This window comes from Winogradskyella sp. PG-2, assembly GCF_000828715.1.
Classification (GTDB): domain Bacteria; phylum Bacteroidota; class Bacteroidia; order Flavobacteriales; family Flavobacteriaceae; genus Winogradskyella.
The window spans coordinates 2487299-2509750 of record NZ_AP014583.1 but is presented as its reverse complement, the minus strand read 5'-3'; the positions used below and the strand labels follow the sequence as shown (position 1 = coordinate 2509750).

The window sequence follows — 22452 nt, the reverse complement described above, 5'->3', positions numbered from 1 at the left end:
GTTTTATTTTTTGATTTATTGATGAGCTCTATTTTATTGCTTTTATTCCGTTTTTAAACTATCCGCTGGATTTGCAATCGCGGCTTTAATAGCCTGAAAACTTACAGTAAGCATGGCTATTAAAATAGCAACAACACCTGCAATTACAAAAACCCACCAATTAATTTCTATGCGATATGCGTAATCTTTAAGCCAATCTTGCATAAAATACCACGCTATAGGAATTGCAATTACAATTGAAATGCCAATTAACTTTAAAAAATCTTTTGATAATAGCTTTACGATGCCAGATATACTTGCTCCTAAAACCTTACGTACTCCAATTTCTTTTCTTCGTTGTTGTGCAGTGTAAGCTGCTAATCCAAAAAGACCTAAACAAGAAATAAGTATAGCGAGAATTGCAAATATTTGAGATAGTTCACCTACCAATTGTTCATTCTTAAACTTAGTATCAAAAACATCATCAACAAACGTATATTCAAAAGGAAAAGCTGGATTATGTTTCTTCAACACAGCTTCAATACTAGATAAAGCCTTATTAATTGGAATTCCATCTTTTGTTTTTATATACATATAACGTGCATAGTTATGATAGTTAAAAAATAAAACTGGGTCACTACTAGATTCATACATATTTCCATATTGATAATCTTTAACGACACCTATAACCTCATAAGTATCTTCCCCTCTAGTAACAATATTTCCAATTGGGTTTTCATCTCCCATCATTTTTGCAAGAGACTGTGACACCATTGCATAAGTACTATCTGCATCAATATTTTTACTAAAACTACGACCTTCAATAATTTCCATGCCAGTAGTATCATAAAATCCTTCTGAAATATTTCTAAAAGAGATTAAAACGTCTTCTGCATTTGTACCTCCTTTCCAATTAAAACCTGATCCATTATTACCTCCTGATAATAGTTGTGAATTACACAAAGCAACATTATAAACTGAACCTGAACTAATCAAATCCTGCTGAATTACATTGAACTTATCTATAATTCCTCTATTAATTCGCATCGATATTAACTGATCTTTATCATAACCCAAATCCCTATTTTTGGCATGTTGAATTTGTTGGTAGACTAAAATGGTAACAATTATAAAAACTATTGAAATTGTAAACTGTCCTACAACTAACCCTTTCCGTATTAATGTAGCTGAACCTTCAGTAACTTTTAAGCCCTTTAAAACTTCTACTGGTTTAAAAGATGATAAGTAAAATGCTGGATATAAACCTGCAAAAAGGCCACAAGTAATTGCTATACCAATAAGACTAAAAATATGAGTTGAATTCGATAAACTCAATGTTAACGTCTTATCAATAATAAGATTAAACTGTGGTAATAAAATTGCAAGAAGTATTACACTAAATAGTGTCGCTATAAATGATAATATTAAAGCTTCAGATATAAATTGTGTAATTAGTCTACCTCTACCAGATCCCATTGCCTTGCGCACTCCAACTTCATTGGCACGTTTTTCACTGCGAGCAGTACTTAAATTCATAAAATTAATACAGGCAATCAATAAAATTATAAAAGCAATGATTGTAAACAAACTTACATAAGTAATACGACCACCAACAATCTTACCACCTTCAAACTTAGAGCGTAAATGCCAATCTTTCATTGAATGCAAAAAGGCGTAATCAGTTGTATTTTCTTCCTTCTTACCTATAAGTGATCTCACTTGAGCATCTACGATTTCAAAATTAGATTCTGGCGCTAATTCTACAAACGTATCCGAAAAATTACTACCGTATTCTGTCATCCATTCAGCACCATCTCTATAACGTTCAAATGGTGCTACCCAGTCAAAAGAAAAGGTGACGTTGTTTGGCAAGTTTTCAACTACTCCAGTAACTAGATAATTATCTCTATTATTCATTTTAACAACCTTACCTACTACTTTTTCGTTATTACCAAAAAGTTGTTCTGCTGTTTCTTGAGTCAATATAATAGCCTCAGGGTTTTTAAATGCATCTTCTCGATTGCCTTCAATAAATTTTAAACTAAAAATATCTAAGAAATCTACATTAGCATAACGCCCTGTTCTATTAATTGAATTATCACCAATAGCTAATAAGCGAGTTTCTTGACTAGACGTAGTAGATTTTATAATCCCAGGAATATCATTCTTCATATCCTTTGCTAAAGGTCCAGGTGACGAGTAAAATGTTCGCCATTCTCCTTCATAATTTTGGTTAGTTGGCACTATATAGATATGCTCTTGTCTAGCAAAAGATTCATTAAAACTCATTTCATCTTCAACCCAAAGAAAGATTAAACTTGCACATGTAATACCAATGGCTAATCCGAAAATGTTAAGAAAACTATAGCCTTTATTTTTTAGTAAAGTTCTGAATGCTATTTTGATATAATTTAGAATCATGATTGTTTTTTGATTGAATTTAATAACTACATCAATTATACAGAGAAGATGATGCCAAACATTTAAGTGTCTAAAAAACAGTATTTTATAGTTTTTATTAAAAACAAAAGTGTACGATTTCGATACACTTCTTGTTCGTAATCGTACACTTAAAAACTGAGTAATTAAACACTTTATTCCGAGCGTAGTGAGTTTACCGGATTTGCATTTGCGGCTTGAAGCGTTTTAGCACTTATCACTAATAAAGCAAAGAAAATCATAGCACAACCACTCATCAAAAACACCCAAAAACTAATACTAGTTTTATAGGCAAAATCTTGTAGCCAATTATTAATTCCGTAATAAGCAATTGGTGCAGCAACTATAAAAGCTATAGCAACAAGAATTAAAAATTCTTTACTTAAAAGCTTGTTGATTTGTAATAATGAAGCACCCAAAACCTTACGTACTCCAATTTCCTTGACACGACGGTTTGTAGTGTAAATTACAAGACCAAGTAAACCAAGACAACTAATTAATATTGATAAGCCTGTTGACCAATTTAAAAGTGTAGATATTTTTCTCTCACTTTTATAAAACTTGGCAATGGTTTCGTCTAAAAATTCTAGTCTCAATTCTTCACCTGGATAAATTGAGTTGTAGGCATTCTCAATTTTAGAAATTGCTGTTTCTAAACTCCCAGAAGAGGTGTTTAGAGCTAAATGTGCTTGTGTGAAATAGGTCCAATTTTCTCTATAAAAATCCCCCAACAAACTCATTGGTTTAATTTCAGTTTTTAATGATCGCTGATGAAAATTTTCCATTACACCTACTATAGGAAGTGGGTCATCTTCGTAAAGTAACGTTTGTCCGATGGCTTCTTCTGGCGAGTTAAAACCATAAAACTTACGAGCTGCATCATTAATGATAAGTTCTCTAACTGTATCATTTCGTCTTGCTCTACCAGCCAAAAGCTCGATTTCAAAAAGATTTAAATAATTAGTATCACCATGTAATAATTGCATATCGCCATGTATTTCTTTATCATCAATAAAACGTCTTACTGTAGTTGTATTAGTGCTAAAAGAAGCAGGTGTATAATTACCAAGACTGATTGCATTTATCTCAGGTATAGATTTTAGCTGTTCAGAAAGTAATTGCATTTTCTCCAACCCATCTTCTCCAAATGGTCTAAATGCCGTTACTACAGCTTCACTTTTAAAACCCATATCCTTATTTAATAAATAGTTAATTTGTTTACCAACCAAGAGTGTAGCTATAATAAATACTTGAGCAATAGTAAATTGAAAAACAGTTAAGAACTTTCTTAATTTTACCTTTTTCTCACCTACTGCTAAATGATTTTTTAAAACTGATACTGTATTAAATTTAGACAAGACCATAGCAGGATAAAATCCTGATAAAAATGCAACTAAGAGTAATAAAACTATAATGCAAACTAATACTATTGGTGTTTTAAACAATTCAAAACTCAAATCCTCAGGAACGAAATCCGAAAACACATTGATTAACCATTTAGAAAGTAACAAAGACAATAACGCGGATACAATTACTAGTAAAAATGTTTCTCCCATAAATTGATTAATCAATTGTTTCCTTGAGCTTCCTAACGTTTTTCTAATACCTATTTCCTTAGCACGTTGCGATGCCTGTGCAGTATTAAGATTTATAAAATTAATACAACCGAGTAACAATAAGAATAACGCAACTAAAGCTAAATTCTTTAACAAAGACCTACTGGCTTGCCCTTTTGTATAATCATAAACTCCATAATTTTCATTAAAGTGAATATCTCTTAATGGCTGCAGCTGAAATATGCGTTCTTCCCCATACTTTATATCATCTTCATCAGCATGTTCTGCAGCTAAATCTTTAAATCTACTTTTGATTGCTGGTATGTCTGCATTAGTATTTAATTTCACAAATAGTTGCGAACTAGAATTAGTATTATTCCAATTCTTCCCCAATATATTTCCTCGCATTCGAGTTTGAAGAATTGTTGGATGAGATATAAATTCTTGAAACACAATATCTGTTCTACCATCAAGGTTCTCTACCACACCTGTTACGCTAGCATTGATAGAATCATTATATACCAAAGTTTTGCCAATCACTTCAGAAAGGTTTATACTAGGGAAATATTTGGTTGCACGTTCTTTTGTTAGTATAACTTCATTAGGGTTAGATAAGGTTTTATTAGCATCACCAGCGACAAACTTGTAGTCAAAAATTTTGAAATAGTCTTTATCTGCAAAAATGACAAATTTTGGTAATTTGAATTCGAGATTACTTGCTCTATTTTCAACTTTCAATGGTCGTTCTCTATAAAACTCACTGATAGCCTCAAAATTAGAATTCTCAACCACAGCATCCTTTAATGCTAGTGTTACACCTGGATTATGAAACTCACCTTCTGGTGCTTCAAAATCAGTTACAACTCTATAAATCCGATCTCCATCTTTATGAAAATCATCAAAAGTGTAATCGTAAAAAATCATTAAACCGATTACAAATGAAGCACTTAATCCTATGGTAAGACCAATAACATTAATTAGAGAAAACACCTTATGCTTCATAATGTTTCGCCATGCTATTTTGATATAATTTTTGATCATGATTTTTTTTATTTTGATTGATGCACTACTCTGTTCTTAAATTCTTTATTGGATTGGTTATGGCTACTTTCAACGTTTGAAATAAAATAAGTAATACCGTTACACTTCCTATTAATAGAACTCCGATTAAAAATGGATTAAAACCAATAGTAATTCTATAAGTATAATTAGATAACCATGAATCCATTAGTAAATATGCCAATGGACAAGCCACTAGTATAGACACTCCTAAAATAACGATGAACTCTTTAATAAATAAGAAGCTAATACGTGATGCTGAAGCTCCTAAAACCTTTCTAATTCCAACCTCCTTTACACGTTTATGAATGCTTAATGAAACCATACCAAAAATACCAAGAAGCGCAATGATCAATGACAATAAAGCCGATGTATAAGTTGCCTTTTTAAATTGTATTTCACTTTCATAAAGATCAGTCAAAGTATCATCCATAAATTTGTATTCAAATGACGAACTAGGCATTAAGCTTTTCCATTTTTGCTGAATTGCAGCAATACTTTTATTTACATCTCCCGATTTCAATTTAAAAGACAAAAACCTGTAATTAGTACTACTATTCACGCTAAAAAACACTTGTGGTTTTATATGCTGTTGCATAGATTCAAAATGAAAATCTGCAACCACTCCTTGTACAATTAAAGGTTGTGTGTCTCCTACAATAGTTAGTTGCTGACCGATGGCCTTTTCAGCATTTTTAAATCCATAGGTAATTAATGCTTTTTCATTAATAACAACCGTCTGCGGATTTGTTTCCCCAGCTTCTAAGAATCGTCCAGCTAGTAAAGGAATTTGATAGGTTTTAAAATAAGCATCATCGCTAACAAAACCTTGTGATGCAAAAGCTTGTTCAGGGTTTTCGCCAGCTCTATAAACTGTTACCTGAAACCCATTATTACCATTAGGAATTTCATAAGAAAGGCTCACACTTTCGACTGAAGGCAATTTAGAAAACTCATTTCTTATGGTGAGCATCTTGTCTACACCTTCTGGAGTCCAATCTCTCGGCACACTCGCAGTTACAACATAGTCTTTATTATAACCCAAACCTTTACCAAAAAAATTATCTAACTGTTGTGTGACTAAAAGCGCTGCAATTAACACTACAAGTGCTGTAACATATTGAAATCCTAAAAGAGACTTTCTTAATAAAACAGCTCGCATTCCAGTTTCTAATTTACCTTTAATAGCATCAACAGATTTAAAAGAAGACAATACAAATGCAGGATAAAAGCCTACCAATAAGCTTATAACTACAATAAAAAATAAAGGCAATAATAGAAAATAAACAGGAAATTGAGAAAGGACAATAAGTTCTTTACCTACGAGTTGCGCAAACCACTGACTCAAAAACGGATATAAAACACAAGCCAAAACTGTTGAAACACTTACCAAAACAAACGATTCTGTTAAAAACTGAAACTTGAGTTGTTTCCGTTGTCCTCCTAAAACTTTCCGAACTCCAATCTCTTTTAATCGACTTCCTGAATGGCTTATGGCTATGTTTATAAAATTTATCATTGCCATAATGATGATAAAAAGTCCTACAAGTGATAGCGTTAAAAGCATTTGCTTTAAACTCGCATTATTTTTATTTAAATAATAATTCGTGAGCTTTACTGGAACAACTTTTAGATTGTTTCGAAACGTTTCAGGTGTATGCTGTTGTATCAATCGATTGAGTGGCTCTTCCAATTGATGAGCAAAAATATTAGGTTGAAGTTCTAAAAATGCCAAAAAAATAGGAAGATTCCAAGCTTCCAAATTAGCACGATCAAAATACGTCGCCGAGTTTTTAGCAATGAAAAACCCGTTATCCGCTTGCTTGGTTAATTTTGTAATCGTGTTCTCAGAGGTCTTATCTAATACTCCAGTTATTTTAAATTGTTGGTTATCCCCACTGAAATTCTGAATAGCTATAGTTTCATTTATGACATTCGTTTTCCCAAAATACTTTATTGCTCTTTCTGCAGTTATTACTACTGAAAATGGATCTTTAAATGCTGTATCAACGTTACCATGGAGTAAACTAAAACCATACATATTTAATAAACTCTCATCTCCGAATTGAATGCCTTCTCTAAAGTTTTTATCACCTTTAGAAACAATACTTGTTATACCATCCCAACGGTAATAATTAGCTATTAAATGTGGATAGCCATCCTTTAATCGCTCTGCCATTCGACCAAGTGTTGCAAAATCCACTCCCATATTTGGGTCTTTCCATTGACTCGTAAGAATGTATTGAGAATTTGAATTTTTTAAATTGGTATTGACTTGTAACTGTTGCCATACAAATGCTGCAATCAATAATGTAAAACTAATTCCTGTAAATAGACCCACAACATTAATGAAAGTGTAAAGCCGCTTTTTTTTGAGGCTTCCCCAAGCTATTCTGAAATAGTTTTTAAGCATTATTTATGTTTTTTCAAAAGCATTAAATTTAATCTGTTTTCAAACTCTTAGTTGGATTAACGGTTGCTGATTTTACAGCTTGTATTCCAACAGTAAAAGACGTTATCAATAATGCAATTAATCCACTGACAGCAAACATCCACCACTGAAGCGTTATACTATAAGCGAAATCTCTCAGCCAAGCGTTCATAACATACCAAGCTATTGGGAAAGCTATAATAGATGCTAATCCTACAAGTAGTATATAATCTTTAGATAATAAAACAATTATGTTCATTACTCCAGATCCCAAAACTTTTCTAATTCCTATTTCTTTTATACGCCGCTTTGCCATAAAAGATATAAGGCCAAACATTCCTAAACAAGAAATGAAGATGGTTAACATAGCTACAATATTTACAGTTTTTAACATCCCTTCAATTAATCGATATTGTGCACTAACTTTATCTGTTAAAAATGCTTGATCATAGTCCCTTCTAGACGTAATATTTTCAAATCTATTAGCAATAAATCCTTGAACACTTTTCTCGTGGCCTTTGGCAACTCTTACTGAAAGAAAACGATGGTATAGTAGATTATTACTGTGACGATAAAAATGAACTAAGGGCTCTACTGCATTCTGCATATCCTGATAATGAAAATCCTCCATGACACCAACAACTGGATAACCTAGTAAACTTTCATCTCTCCCTTTTAATCGTTTACCTTCAATCGATATCCACCCTAAAGCTTTCATCGCAGTTCTATTTATAATTACAGGTCGATCTTCTGCATTATCTATGTTTTGATTAAAATCTCTTCCCATTAGTAATGGAATTTCAAGCGTTTTTAGATAACCATCGTCAGTTCTAGCATAACGCGTACGAACATCTCTATCATTTTCAGGATCATAAAATTCTGTATAATTAAAATAATAATCCGAAGGCACAGCCTCACTCAATGTATAACTTTTTACATAGGGATTAGAATCCAATTCATCTAGTAAACCGATGAGTTTAGAAGAAGCAGCTTCTTCATTTTTAAATTCTAAATCTATGTTTCCAACAATGACATTATCCTTATTGAAACCTAAAGGAGCATTCTTCATAAAACTAATTTGGCTATTCAAAATAATTGCCACACAGATAAAAAGAATAGCTATAGTAAATTGTAGAATTATAAATGAATTACGAACTAAAAGATTACTTTTAATTGCATCTATCCTTCCTTTTATCCCTGTTGATATTGGCACTGATAAAAACCGCAAAGTTGGTAGTATACCTACCACCAAAGTCACTAAAAGACCTAATGCTATAGCAAAAATAACAACTGGATAATCATTGGATAGATTAAAAGAGATCCTACCGAAATCTGCACCATATATGTTATTCAATTTTGGTAGCAAAAAACCTAAAAACAACAAAGCTGAAATTACAATAGATACAAATACCAAAATCCCATTTTCAATACAAAACTGTACAATTATATTGTTTTTACGACCCCCTAATATTTTACGAACTGCGATGTCTTTAGTACGTCGATACATCGTTGACGCATTTAAATTAAGTAAATTGATAAGCACAATTAGTAATACAAATACTGATGCAGCAATAGAGCCACTGATAATAGTATCTACTACTGGAATAGAATCCGTTCTCATTCCTGCAAAGGGCATTAGTTTAATTGAAGCAACTACACTTGGATCTGCATAATTATTTTTGACCAATTCTTCAATACGACTTTCAATCTGCATGATATCTGCATTAGGCCTTAACCTTAAATAGTTAACAGCAAAACTATCCCCCCAATCTGCTCGATTAGCAAAATCCGGATTATCCTCTAACAAAACAGTAGGCATTAAAACACCTAGACGAAATGCAGAATACGGGCTTATAGGTGCTAGAACTCCTGTTATATTTAAGTTGAGACTGTCATTTACCCTTAATGTTTTTCCAACAGGATTTTCTTCTCCAAATATTTTTTGACTAACAAGATCTGTTAGCACTATGGAATACTTTTTCTCAAAAGCAGTTTCAGTATTACCATATTTTAATGGTAATGAGAAAACCTCAAAAAATTCGGGCTCTACATAATTTGTACGCTCCTGAAACTCAGATTCATTATACTCTAACCATGGTTGACTCCAACCCTGCAAGTGTGAAGCTGCAATAACCTCTGGTGATGATTTAACAACTTCTTTTAGTAATGGGTATGGAGTTTCAAAATAACTATCACCTCCAGTGGTTGTCGTTTTTAAATAATAAATATTTTCTTGATCCTCTATATTTGAATCTGCATTATAATAAGCATAGACTGAGAAAATCAAAGTCAAAACACCACCAACACCTATGCTTAAACCTAATAGATTAAGAGAGGAAAGTAATTTGTTTTTCCACAGGTTACGTAGCGATATTTTAATGTGATTTTTAATCATTATGATTAGATTTTTGATTTTTTTTGATTGATTCATTCAGTTTTTAAACTCTCAACTGGATTCGCTATTGCGGCTTTAATTGCTTGAAAACTTAGCGTTATTAAGGCAATTAATAACGCAACAATTCCTGTTACTACAAAAATCCACCAATTGAGTTCAATTCTAAATGCAAAATCTTCTAGCCATTTACTCATAAACCACCATGCAATAGGTGCTGCAATTATAAAGGCAAGCATTACTAATTTCACAAAGTCTGTAGATAGCATTCTAACAATATTAGATACTGAAGCTCCTAATACTTTACGGATTCCTATTTCTTTAGTGCGTTGCTCTGCAATGTAGGTTGCCAGTCCAAATAATCCGAGGCAAGCAATAATTATAGCCAATAATGCAAAGGCAAGTGCAACTTTACCAACACGTCTTTCTTGACGGTACATATTATCAAACGCTTCATCTAAAAACTCATATTTAAATGGCATTCCTGGAGCAGCGGCTCTATATTTATTTTCAATTGTAGATAATAAACCGCTGACATCAGCTGTATTAAATCGGTATGCTGTTTCCCAACTATTATTTCCTAATGTGAAACTTAATGCTCCTACATTTTCTCTTAGAGAGGCAAAATTGAAATTTTTAACCACACCAATAATTGTGAATGCCTGTAGATTATTATTCTGATCATATGAATATAATTTTTTCCCAATAGGGCTTTTAAAGCCTGCTAATTTAACAGCCGTTTCATTTAATATTACAGCTGTTGAATCTGAACCAAAATCTCTAGAAAAATTACGACCTTCATTTATTTCCATACCGATAGTTTCCATGTAACCATAATCTATTCTCCAATATTGCATATTGAATCCGTTAGATTCTGTCATGACGGTTTCTGTAGAAAATGTTGTATCAGAGCGCGAAGAACTTCCTACGGGTAAATACCCTGCAAAGGATGTCGATTTTATATCAGTTAATTGCTCAATTTCGTTTTTTAAAGATTGTCTTGTTTCACGAGGTAATCCATTATTACTCACTACCAATACTTGATCTTTATTGAATCCTAAATTAGAGTTTTGAATATGGTTTAGTTGTTTATAAATAACCACTGTACCAACAATTAGGATAATAGACGTTGCAAACTGAAACACGACTAAAAAATTTCGTAACGTATTTTTAGTATTACCCGTTGATAATTTGCCTTTTAAAACTTTAATAGGTTTAAATGAAGATAAGAAGAATGCTGGATATGTTCCTGCTAATCCACCTACTATAAATGGTAATACAAAAATAAAAATTAGAAATTTTGGACTCAACAAGGAACTCATTAGCATTTCTTTTCCTGAAATACCATTAAACCAATCTAGAGAGAGCCATACAAATATTAAACCTACAAAAAGTGCCAGAACGGCAATTAAAGTTGATTCTGTTAGAAATTGTCCAATAAGTGCTTTCTTTTCTGAACCTAGAACTTTACGAATACCAACTTCTTTTGCTCTACCAGAAGATCTTGCTGTAGTAAGATTCATGAAATTGATGCAGGCAATTAATAATATAAATAATGCAGCAGCAGAAAAAATATAGACATATTGAATATTACCATTTGCACTTAATTCAACGCCCCTAAAGGAATGAAGATGAACATCTGTTAATGGCATTAAAGAATACTCTAATTTATTACCGCTGGCCTCAAAATCTTCCACACTATCAACCTTCATGAATTGAGCTGCTTGTGGAATTAAATATTTATCAATAACTTCTATAAAATTCTTATTAAAAGCTCTATAATCAGTACCTTCTTTCAATAGTACATAAGTGTGAAAATTGTGACTTAAATAATTTCCAAAATCATAATCTACATTAGCCATTGAGAAAAAGAAGCCAAAATTGAATTGAGAGTTTTTTGGCATATCCTCAACAACTGAAGTTACTTTATATAATGTACGTTCATCATCATCAGTTTCTAGTGATTGCCCAATTGCTAGTTCTGGACTTCCAAAATAACGGTTAGCAACCGTTTCTGTAATTACTACGGTATTTGGCTCGTTTAGCGCTGTTGATGTATCACCGATTATAGCAGGTAAAGTAAAAACCTTGAACAAAGTAGAATCGGCATGCGCTACTGCAGATTCATTAATATATTCGTTTCCTTTTTTTATTAACTTAGATCCGCTTGAAGCATAAAACCTCACATATTCTTCAACTTCTGGATAATCGCTTTTCAAAGTTTCACCCATAGGATCTGAGCTTACCGCCATACTCATTTCTGTTCCTCCAAAAATGATATCAGAATTAATTCTATATATACGATCGGCATTCTCATGATAACGATCGTAACTCAATTCATCTATAACGAACATTGAAATCATTATAAAACAACCAATACCTAATGATAAACCTATAATATTTATGATAGTAAAACCTTTATTCTTCAAAAGGTTTCTCCATGCTATTTTAAAATAATTTTTAATCATGATTTCTTCGTTTTTTGATTGATGATGATTATTCTGTTCTTAGTGAATTCACAGGGTTTTCTGTGGCTGCTTTTACAGACTGAAAACTTACTGTAATCAGTGCAATACATAATGTCGTTATAGCAGCTATAGCAAAAATCCACCAGCTTAATTCTGTTCTGTAGGCGAATTCTTGAAGCCAATGATTCATGATGCACCAAGCTACTGGTATAGCTATAATTAATGCAAAAACAACCAATAGTATAAAATCCCGATTCAGCAATTTTAAAATTTGAAAAATACTAGCACCAGTTACTTTTCTAATCCCAATTTCTTTACGTCTTTGTAAACACATATAAGAGGTTAAACCAAATAAGCCTAAGGCTGCAATAAAAATTGCTAGTACCGTAAAAATCTGAAAAGCAATTCCAAATTTTTTGTCTTCGGTATATTGAATTTCAAATTTTTTATCCAAAAACGTATAATTTAATGTACTGTTAGGAAAAACAGATTTGTATAAAGTTTCAATTTCTTCTAAACTATTTTGCATGCCTGCAACAGAACCTGACGATGCATTCAATTTTACCAAAACGTTTTCGAAGCTTTCATCTTTAAAAACAATAAGAGGTTCTATTTTAGTTTTTAATCCAAAATGATGGTAATTCTTCATCACACCAGTTACAGTCCAACTTACATCCCAAAAAACAACTTGCTTATTAACAATATCTTCTGGATTTGAATAGCCCATTTGCTCAGCAAATTTCTCGTTAAGCACAATAGTTCTTAAACCGCCTTTTGGTATTTCTTTATAGGTTTTTCCAGCCACAAATTGAATACCAAGTACATCAAAATAATTTGGTGATGCTTGGTAGATATAAAAAACATCTTTGTCATTTTCCTTACCATTTGGATACTTTATGCCAACTGTTGAAGACAAATTATCATAGCCATCCCCAGGGTATGTTTTTGACCGCGCTACACCTTCAACATAAGACAACTTTTTCAACTCATTTTCAAACACTTTAGACTTTGTCATAATTAAAGAGTCTGGTATTGCTTCTAATATTTCACCTTTAAGTGCCAAAACTTGAGAAAGTTCTACGCCAATAGGTTGTTCCTTTAAGAAATTAATTTGTTTTGCCACAACCAAAGTCCCAACAATAAGAATTATTGTTGCAAAAAACTGTACCGCAATTAATCCTTTTCGGATATTTAGCTTACTAGAGGAAGTGACAAGCTTACCTTTTAAAGCTTTTAATGGCGAAAAATTACTTAAAACAAGAGCTGGATAAAAACCAGCCAATAAACTGCCTAATAACATTAAACCTGTAAATGGTATTAGAGATTCTATATTAGACATGCCTAAAACCAATGACTTACCAACAAAACTATTGAAGATTGGTAGAAAAATAATTACTAATATTATAGCAATTATGAGTGCTATAAAAAATAGACATACAGACTCTACAAGCGATTGTAAAATGAGTTGAGAGCGTTGCGCACCAGCAACTTTTCTAATACCAACTTCGCGAGAACGTTCTAAAGATTTTACTGTTGATAGGTTTACGTAATTTAACCACGATAGAATTAATATAATTATAGCAATAACCGTTAAAAATTTTACACGGCTACTACTACCATTTGCTTCAGCCTCATAAGGTTTGTCAGAATATAAATGAATATCTGTTAGGGGTTCAATATTATGTCTTTCATCTGGATCATTTTCAATATCTGTGCTTGTTATTTTTTGTTGTAGGTCTTCAAAATTAATTTTTTTATTTACTTTTATGTAGGAGAAAAAATTGTTTTGATTCCAATTTAATTTTGCCTGACTTTTTAATGCATCCCAAGTTTCGAGTGTTTCAAAAGACATAAGGTAATTAAGTTTCATGTGTGTGGTTTCTGCCATATCTGGCATAACACCTACAACTTTTAAAAGCACTTTGGATCCGTAGAATAAAGAAACGGTTTTGGAAAGTGGATCTTCGTTGCCAAATAATTTTTGTGCTAGACTTTCGGATAAAACAATGTTGTTCGGTTTATTGAAATTATTACTATTTCCTTTTAATAGTTTGGTGTTAAAAATATCAAAATAGGATGCATCTACTAACGCGCCATTTGGCTGTTCTATAATCTTTTCTTTATCGACAAAAGTTACCTTATCTAACCTGTAAAGCCTCACATTATCTATAACCTCAGGAAATTCTTTTTGAAGCGTTGGTCCCGATAAATTATAAGTTTGTGCGTCTCCATCTTCAAATTTATCACCTTTCATATAATCCATATACACACGATATACAGTATCAGAACCTTCAAAAGTATCATAGCTTTTTTCATAACTCACATAAAGTGATATGATTATAAAAGCAGCGATACCTAAAGAAAGCCCAATAATATTAATAAAGGAATACAACTTGTTTTTAAGTAAGTATCTAAAGGCTATTTTTAAATACAGTAGATTCATGATTTTTAATATTTATTATTTGTTTTTGATTGACTTTGATTGATTTATTCCGTACGCAATGATTTTACTGGATTAGCTGTTGCTGCTTTAATCGCCTGAAAACTTACTGTTATCAATGTGATTATTAACGCGCCAACACAGGCAATTGCAAATACATCCCAACCCACTGTAGTTCGGTAACTAAATTTTTGCAACCATTCTCCCATAACATAATATGCTAATGGCGATGCCACTAAAAGTGCAATTATCACAAGTGTGATGAAATCCTTTGAAAGTAGCAACCATAGTTGACTTATGGATGCTCCTAAAACTTTTCTAACCCCTATTTCTTTGGTGCGTTGTTCAGCAACAAATGATGCCAAGCCAAATAACCCAAGGCAACTTATAAGGATTGCCAAAATAGTGAAGACCTTTGCCAAACTTGCCACGCGTTCTTGGGCTTCAAATTTTTTCCCATATTCCTTATCTACAAACTGGTAATCAAAAGGAATACTTGGAAAGTTATTTTTAAATACTTTTTCTATTAAGGCTAAGCTTTCACTCACGCTCTTATTAGGGTTTAATCGCAAATTATAATAGCTAGCATTTTCATGTCTGTCGAAAACATACATTGCTTGTTTAACAGGCTCGTAAGCTGATTGAACAATCATATCTTTAATAACACCTACGACCTTTAATGGTGGTGAAGGGTCTTCAGTATCTGAATCTTTGATAAGCTTTCCTATAGGATTTATTAAACCCATATATTTTACAGCTTTCTCATTGAGAATAACAGCATTACTGTCGGTTGCAAACTCTCTTGAAAATCCACGACCTTCAATCAACTCTACATCCATGGTTTCTGCAAACTCATATGATACTGAGGTGTATGCTAAATCTTCTTGAAATCCTTCTGTTTTACCATCCCATGTATAACCACTTCTATTAGACCAAACTTGTGTTGTTGGACTACTAGAGGTTGACATATTAGTAATAGCACCAGATTCTAAAAACTGGTTTCTTATTATATCCGCTTTCCCTTCAAACTCTGGGCTCATCACAGGAAGTTGCACCAAGCCATTTTTATTATAGCCTATAGGTCGATCTTTACTGTATTGAATTTGGTTCATTACTACTAGCGTTCCGATAATTAATGCTACCGAAAAAGTAAACTGCATTACTACTAAAACTTTACGTGGTAGAGCTGAATAACGTCCTGCTTTAAAAGTTCCTTTTAATACAGTAACTGGGTTAAAAGATGACAAGTATAATGCTGGATAACTACCCGAAATGAGTGCTGTAAATGCTATAAACAGTAATGATACTGACCAAAAACTTAGACTAGTCCATGGAAAAACAATAACCTTACTCGCCAAATCATTAAAGCCATTTAAAAATAATAATACAATACCTATGGCCAATACGAAAGCGAATAAAACGACTAAAAACGATTCACTTAAAAATTGGATAATCAACTGTCTACGGTTAGACCCAATCGATTTTCTAATACCAACTTCTGTCGCTCTTTTTTCTGAACGTGCGGTACTTAAATTGATAAAATTGATACAAGCTAAAAGCAATACAAATACTCCAATAATACCAAACATCCATACATTATCTATACGTCCACCAGTCTGTACACCATTCTCAAAATTGCTTCTTAAATGCCAATCTTTCATTGGTAACAACATTAACTGCGGATTGAATTTCTCAATATCTTCCCCAGCAACTTTCTTCTTAGCATCTTTAATTACAGTAGATACTGCCTCTATCGTTGTGTTTTCATGAATTTGAAGAAATAATTGAAAAGAATTGTTTCCCCAAGAATCTTTTGCATTTCGCATCCATTCATAGGTTTGAACCATCATCTCCCAATTTCCTATATATTGTAAATCAGTAAAAGAAGTGTTCTCGGGTATATCTTCATACACCGCTGTAACCATTAAATTACCTTCATTATTTACGACAACAGCTTTACCGATTGGGTCATCATCTCCAAATAAATCTTTTGCCAAAGATTCAGATAACATGATAGAATTAACCTCTTTTAATGCGTTATGCTCTCCCTTAAGCATTTTTAAATCCAACAGAGCTGGTCCATCTTCTTGCATAAAATTTCCTGTCCGTGATAAGCTTTTTTCTCCAACTTTTAAATACACTGAATTATTCCAAGAGGACATAACTATGTGCTTAAAATAATCCGCGTAGTTTTGACGAAGCTCAAACTCTAAAGGTCTTGGTATTGCTGGCCCAGAACCAGTATTACCATTGAAAGTTTGGCTTTGAAACATTTGAGCCATTTTTGCCTTATTGTTAAAGTAATCGTTATGACTTAACTCGTCGTTGATCCATAATCCAATAATAATGGCAACAGCCATACCAATGGCTAAACCAAAAATATTTATAAATGAGTACACCTTATTTTTCAATAAGTTTCTTAACGCTATTTTGAAATAGTTTTTGAGCATAGTTTCTGAAAATTACTGTTCGTTTTTTGATTGATTTAGCTTCAACACTTCAGTACAATTGATTGGTTTTTTTGGTTGATTGATCTTATACTGAAGTGCGTTCCGCCAGATTGATTTGATTGATGAAAGTCGATTTATCCTAAAATGTTTTCGGTGACTTTCTGACCATCTAACATTCTTATTATTCTGTGGCTGTATTTAGCATCGTGTTCACTATGTGTTACCATGATAATTGTTGTTCCTGCTTCATTAAGGTCAATTAACAGATCCATAACATCATTACCATTTGTACTATCTAAGTTACCTGTTGGTTCATCTGCAAGAATTAATTTTGGTTTGTTTACTACTGCACGTGCTACAGCAACACGTTGCTGTTGACCACCAGATAATTGCTGCGGAAAGTGATTACGACGATGCATTATTTGCATTTTTTCTAAAACTGCTTCAACTTGCTTCTTACGCTCAGCTGGTTTTACACCTGTATAAATTAATGGCAATTCTACATTTTCAAAAACAGTTAACTCATCGATAAGATTAAAGCTTTGAAAAACGAAACCAATATTATGTTTTCGTAATTCTGAACGCTTACGTTCATTATAACCTGCTACTTCTGTTCCGTTAAAAACAAAACTTCCTCCATCTGGATCATCTAGTAAACCTAGTATGTTTAATAATGTTGATTTACCACAACCAGAAGGTCCCATTATAGCCACAAACTCTCCTTCTTTAACTCCAAAGGATAACTTGTTAAGTGCGATGGTTTGGACTTCTTCAGTCTTGTAAAATTTCTCTAAGTCTGTAATTTGTATCATCGTATTCGATTTTTTATTGATTGTATTTTATTTTAAAATTAGTTCTTCAACATCTCCAAAAGAATCGTAACTCGATGTTACTACCTTATCCCCTGGATTTAACCCTTCAATCACTTCGTAATATTCAGTGTTTTGACTTCCTAATCTAATATTCACTTTATAAGCCGTGTTTCCATCTTCGCTTACTTTAAAAATCCAGTTACCTCCTGTTTTTTGAAAGAATCCGCCTTTAGCAACTAACAATGCTTCTTTTTCGGCACTTAACGCCACACGAATTTGCAAATTTTGCCCTCTTCTGATGCCTTCTGGCACATCACCTTCAAACTTCATATCTACTTGAAAACGGCCATTAGTCACTTGTGTAAATACTTTCTTTATTGCCAATGTGTAGGTTTTATTATTAAGCGTAAATGTTCCTGTTTGGCCATTATAGATTCTAGAAATATAATGCTCATCTATATCAACTCTAACTTTATAAGCACTTGTTACATCAACCTGTCCTAATCGCGTCCCTTTATTAATTGACTGACCAATTTCTGCATCCAAAGAAGTCAACTGACCATCAATAGGTGCACGTACTACTAGATCACCTACTTTTTTTCGCATCAACTCTAAAGCGCTCTGAGTTCTTGCATATGAATTTTTTGCTTGATTTACTTCTAATTTTGAAGACACAGAATCTTCAGATAAAACCTGCTTAGCTAATTTCATGCGTTCTTTTTGATACTCAAAATTATTTTCAGATGACTCGTAATCCATTCTTCCAATCGCACCTTTATCATACAAACGCTTGTTTAAAGTATAGACTCGTTCTGCTTCAATCAAATTATTCTCTACATCTGTAAATTGGTTTTGTCTATTTATAGTATTCTGTCGTGCTGCATTCTGAGAAATCTGCATTTGGGTTAGTAAATTGTAAACTGACGTCTCTTGATTCACTAAACTTAACTCTAAATCTGTATTTGATAAACGTAAAATTGGTTCTCCTTTCTTCATTATTGCTCCATCTTCAACAAACTTTTCTTCTACACGACCACCTTCTAAAGCATCTAAATAAATTGTTGTAATTGGCAATACAATTCCGTTAACAGGAATATTCTCTTGAAACACATCATTACTTACCGTATGAATTGAAATACGTTCTTTTTCAACATTCAATTTTGAACCACCAGAAGTTTGCATAATAACATAAACAATCAACGCAAGGATTACAAGTACACCTAGTACAAGGCCTAACTTTTGGTTTGAGAATTTTTTCTTTTGAATTGGAACGTCCATTGTTGATTTTTTATTTATACATATTATATAGTGAAGATGATGCCAAATATTTAAACAACTTTAAATCAGGTGTTTATAATTTTATTCAAAAATATAAGTGTTCGGTTTTGATACACTTTATGTCCGAAAATGTACACTATTTATTACCTCAAAATTTTTAGTTTTTGAATTTAAAATAGCTTAATATAAAATCGTAATATTGTATTGATGGTAATAAAAAACGCTACAATATTAGTAATTGATGACGATGTTGATGTGCTCACTGCATTACGACTCCTCCTTAAACCACTTGTAAAAGAAGTTGTAACTGAGAAAAATCCTAGTAATATTTCGGCACAAATAAAACATACAAATTATGACATCATCATTTTAGACATGAACTTTAATGGGCTAGTGAATACTGGTAATGAAGGTATTTTTTGGCTAAATAAAATCAGAAAGCAAAAACCCGAAACCTCCGTTATTTTAATGACCGCTTATGCTGATATAGATTTGGCGATACGAGGACTAAAAGAAGGTGCTTCAGACTTTTTAATGAAGCCATGGAAGAATGAAAAAATTGTAGAAACCATTACTACCATTCTAAGCACTAAAAAATCTAATAGTTCTAAAAAAGAGCATCTCAATTCTAACAGTATTGAAATTATTGGTGATAGTGATATAATGAATGATCTCTTCGTTAAATTAAAGAAAGTAGCACCAACGGATGCTAATGTCCTAGTCCTTGGTGAAAACGGAACAGGAAAAGATTTAATTGCGAGAGCACTACATGATAATTCTAACAGAAGAAATAAACCTTTTATAAAAGTTGATGTAGGCGCTCTTACATCTTCACTTTTTGAAAGCGAATTATTTGGTTATAAAAAAGGAGCGTTCACTGATGCCAGAGAAGATCGTAAAGGGCGATTTGAAGCTGCTAATGGAGGAACCTTATTTTTAGATGAAATTGGTAATATTAGTTTAGGTCAACAAGTAAGGTTATTGACTGTTCTACAGAATAGACAAGTGACACCCCTAGGTTCTAACGAATCAATCCCTATTGATATTCGATTAATCTGTGCAACTAACATTGATCCAAAAGTACTAGCTGATGAAAAGAAATTTAGGAAAGATTTAATCTATAGAATTAATACGGTTGATCTTATTGTACCGCCACTAAGAGATCGTGGCACAGATATCACCGAATTATCTCGCCATTTTGTATCATTATATGCTGAAAAATATAACAAGAATTCTTTCAGCTTTGATACTGGATTTATTTCAAAATTAAAAAAGCACGACTTTCCAGGTAACGTTAGAGAACTTCAGTACGTCCTAGAACGTGCAGTTATTATGACGGATGGAAGTATTTTAGAGCCAGAAGATTTAGTGTTCTCTTCTATTGAAAGGTCTACAACTTCAGATAGTGTTTCTACTACAACAAATTTAGATGATATAGAAAAAAACACCATTCTTACCGTATTAGAAAAGAACAAAGGAAATGTTTCTAAATCTGCTAAAGAATTAGGAATTACAAGAGCTGCATTATATAGACGACTAGAAAAATATGAACTTTAGCGCTTACATCTTTAGACTCTTTTTTAGAATTCTACTTATCGTTAGTACAATACTAGGTTTAGTTTACACAATTTATGTAGATAATACTGCTAATACAGTAATTATAAGTATGGGCCTAATTTACTTATTAATTAATACATATGGTTTTATAAAACGTCGCTTCGTCGCTATGGATGATTTTTTTGAAGCTGTGAAATACCGTGATTTTTCAAGATGGTTTCCAGAAGATCGAGGTCCAAAAGATATTCGATTTTTATATACAGGGTTTAACGAAATCAATAGAACAATTAAAGAAATTAACTCTCAAAATGAAGCACAGTATGTTTATCTACAGAAGATTTTAGAAATGGTAGATATAGGTATCATAGCCTATAATCTTGAATCTGGTGATGTGCTTTGGAGCAACGATTCTTTTGGTGAAATATTAGATGTACCATCATTTAAAAATATACGGTTTGTAGAGAATAGAAAAACCGAATTATATAATACCGTTTTTGAAACCTATCATAGAGAACCCAATTCAATTTCTATAGCCTTACAAAATGAAAGTATTAAAATTTTAATCTCTGATACGATTTTTCAGGTAGATGAAGACGCTTTTAAATTAATAGTTATTCAGGATATTGATAATACTTTAAATAAAAATGAGTCCGAATCTTGGAAGAAATTATTAAGTGTAATGACACACGAGATTATGAATTCTATTACACCTATTTCATCCTTGGCAGATACACTTCAAAAAAACATACAAGTTGCTATTGAACAACCAGAAGAATCTCATTTAGAATTAGAAGATCTTAACTCTGGAATAAAAACCATTAAAAACAGAAGTGAAGGACTTTTAAAATTTGCTAAAACCTACCGTAGTTTAAGTAAAGTGACTAATCTTAATTTACAACGGGTTAAAGTTTCTGAATTATTTAATAATATCCAGCGACTCATGGAACCTTCTATAAAAGCTAAAAACATTGACATAGAATTTAAGATTTCAGGCCCAAAATTAGAGTTAGATATAGATACCCATCTTATTGAACAAGTATTGATTAATCTTTTATTGAACGCTGTTGATGCTTGTAAGAATCAAGATAATGCAGAAATCAAAATACTAGCATCTCAAAATCCTAATAGAGACATCGTGATTAAAGTTTTTGATAATGGTTCAGGAATCCCTCAAGATATTGTTGAGAATATATTCGTGCCATTTTTTACTAGCAAAGCTACTGGAAGTGGTATCGGTTTAAGCTTATGTAAACAGATTATGTTACTGCATAAAGGACGGATAATTGTAAAGAGTATAGAAGGAGAGGGCTCTGTTTTTAGTTTAGTGTTTTAATTTTTCTAAACTTAACGCCCTTAATACAGCTCTTACTAATTCTTTTACAGTAGTTATGTTAAGTGGAAATTCTAAAACAACATGTAAAAGGCTTAAAAAGAACAAAGCAATTATACCAGTTGTATAATCATACAAATACAATCCTACTGACAACAACCAAAGCACTATGATATATTTAGTTCGCTTGTTGGTTAAGCTAGATTTCCATCCTATAATAGAAGTTTTAGAAAACCAATTAAGATAATGGTAAGTATAAGC

General features: G+C 32.3%; 11 protein-coding genes. 2 read left to right on the top strand and 9 right to left on the bottom strand.

All coding sequences use genetic code 11. From position 1 onward, the window contains the following. Positions 1-42 precede the first annotated feature (42 nt). The 9 genes from WPG_RS11170 to WPG_RS11130 all read right to left on the bottom strand — a co-directional run bounded on the left by WPG_RS11170 (position 43) and on the right by WPG_RS11130 (position 19304). Positions 43-2400, bottom strand: coding sequence for an ABC transporter permease (locus tag WPG_RS11170; protein WP_045472579.1), 2358 nt, complete (start codon positions 2398-2400; stop codon positions 43-45). A 173-nt stretch (positions 2401-2573) separates the two neighbouring features. After that, the gene (locus tag WPG_RS11165) at positions 2574-4976 is read right to left on the bottom strand and encodes an ABC transporter permease (protein WP_316929938.1); all 2403 of its coding nucleotides are present in this window, start codon (positions 4974-4976) and stop codon (positions 2574-2576) included. A gap of 64 nt (positions 4977-5040) precedes the next feature. Beyond that, entirely contained in the window at positions 5041-7446 is a 2406-nt protein-coding gene (locus WPG_RS11160) for an ABC transporter permease (protein WP_045472571.1), read from the bottom strand. A 28-nt stretch (positions 7447-7474) separates the two neighbouring features. Next, on the bottom strand, positions 7475-9859 hold the full coding sequence (locus tag WPG_RS11155) for an ABC transporter permease (RefSeq protein ID WP_045475505.1): 2385 nt from the start codon (positions 9857-9859) through the stop codon (positions 7475-7477). 32 nt (positions 9860-9891) lie between these two features. Continuing rightward, positions 9892-12324 carry an ABC transporter permease gene (locus WPG_RS11150; protein WP_045472568.1) on the bottom strand — a complete coding sequence of 811 codons (2433 nt, stop codon included), beginning with the start codon at positions 12322-12324 and terminating at the stop codon, positions 9892-9894. Between the two features lie 28 nt (positions 12325-12352). Then, the gene (locus WPG_RS11145; protein ID WP_045472565.1) at positions 12353-14767 is read right to left on the bottom strand and encodes an ABC transporter permease; all 2415 of its coding nucleotides are present in this window, start codon (positions 14765-14767) and stop codon (positions 12353-12355) included. 44 nt (positions 14768-14811) lie between these two features. Further along, the gene (locus WPG_RS11140) at positions 14812-17214 is read right to left on the bottom strand and encodes an ABC transporter permease (protein ID WP_045472562.1); all 2403 of its coding nucleotides are present in this window, start codon (positions 17212-17214) and stop codon (positions 14812-14814) included. 134 nt (positions 17215-17348) lie between these two features. Next, on the bottom strand, positions 17349-18026 hold the full coding sequence (locus tag WPG_RS11135; RefSeq protein WP_045472559.1) for an ABC transporter ATP-binding protein: 678 nt from the start codon (positions 18024-18026) through the stop codon (positions 17349-17351). Between the two features lie 27 nt (positions 18027-18053). After that, positions 18054-19304 carry an efflux RND transporter periplasmic adaptor subunit gene (locus WPG_RS11130; protein WP_045472556.1) on the bottom strand — a complete coding sequence of 417 codons (1251 nt, stop codon included), beginning with the start codon at positions 19302-19304 and terminating at the stop codon, positions 18054-18056. Positions 19305-19511: 207 nt separating this feature from the next. On the opposite strand from WPG_RS11130, the gene WPG_RS11125 reads away from it, so the two are divergent. After that, positions 19512-20861: a sigma-54-dependent transcriptional regulator gene (locus WPG_RS11125; protein WP_045472553.1), complete on the top strand. Its 1350-nt coding sequence runs from the start codon at positions 19512-19514 to the stop codon at positions 20859-20861. Further along, the gene (locus WPG_RS11120; RefSeq protein WP_045472550.1) at positions 20851-22194 is read left to right on the top strand and encodes a sensor histidine kinase; all 1344 of its coding nucleotides are present in this window, start codon (positions 20851-20853) and stop codon (positions 22192-22194) included. Before WPG_RS11125 ends, WPG_RS11120 begins: the two co-directional genes overlap by 11 nt. Positions 22195-22452: the final 258 nt, after the last annotated feature.

Bases quoted from the DNA above. Each gene is read 5' to 3' on its own strand.
- WPG_RS11170 (WP_045472579.1), bottom strand. From the start codon at position 2,400: ATGATTCTAAATTATATCAAAATAGCATTCAGAACTTTACTAAAAAAT.
- WPG_RS11165 (WP_316929938.1), bottom strand. From the start codon at position 4,976: ATGAAGCATAAGGTGTTTTCTCTAATTAATGTTATTGGTCTTACCATA.
- WPG_RS11160 (WP_045472571.1), bottom strand. From the start codon at position 7,446: ATGCTTAAAAACTATTTCAGAATAGCTTGGGGAAGCCTCAAAAAAAAG.
- WPG_RS11155 (WP_045475505.1), bottom strand. From the start codon at position 9,859: ATGATTAAAAATCACATTAAAATATCGCTACGTAACCTGTGGAAAAAC.
- WPG_RS11150 (WP_045472568.1), bottom strand. From the start codon at position 12,324: ATGATTAAAAATTATTTTAAAATAGCATGGAGAAACCTTTTGAAGAAT.
- WPG_RS11145 (WP_045472565.1), bottom strand. From the start codon at position 14,767: ATGAATCTACTGTATTTAAAAATAGCCTTTAGATACTTACTTAAAAAC.
- WPG_RS11140 (WP_045472562.1), bottom strand. From the start codon at position 17,214: ATGCTCAAAAACTATTTCAAAATAGCGTTAAGAAACTTATTGAAAAAT.
- WPG_RS11135 (WP_045472559.1), bottom strand. From the start codon at position 18,026: ATGATACAAATTACAGACTTAGAGAAATTTTACAAGACTGAAGAAGTC.
- WPG_RS11130 (WP_045472556.1), bottom strand. From the start codon at position 19,304: ATGGACGTTCCAATTCAAAAGAAAAAATTCTCAAACCAAAAGTTAGGC.
- WPG_RS11125 (WP_045472553.1), top strand. From the start codon at position 19,512: ATGGTAATAAAAAACGCTACAATATTAGTAATTGATGACGATGTTGAT.
- WPG_RS11120 (WP_045472550.1), top strand. From the start codon at position 20,851: ATGAACTTTAGCGCTTACATCTTTAGACTCTTTTTTAGAATTCTACTT.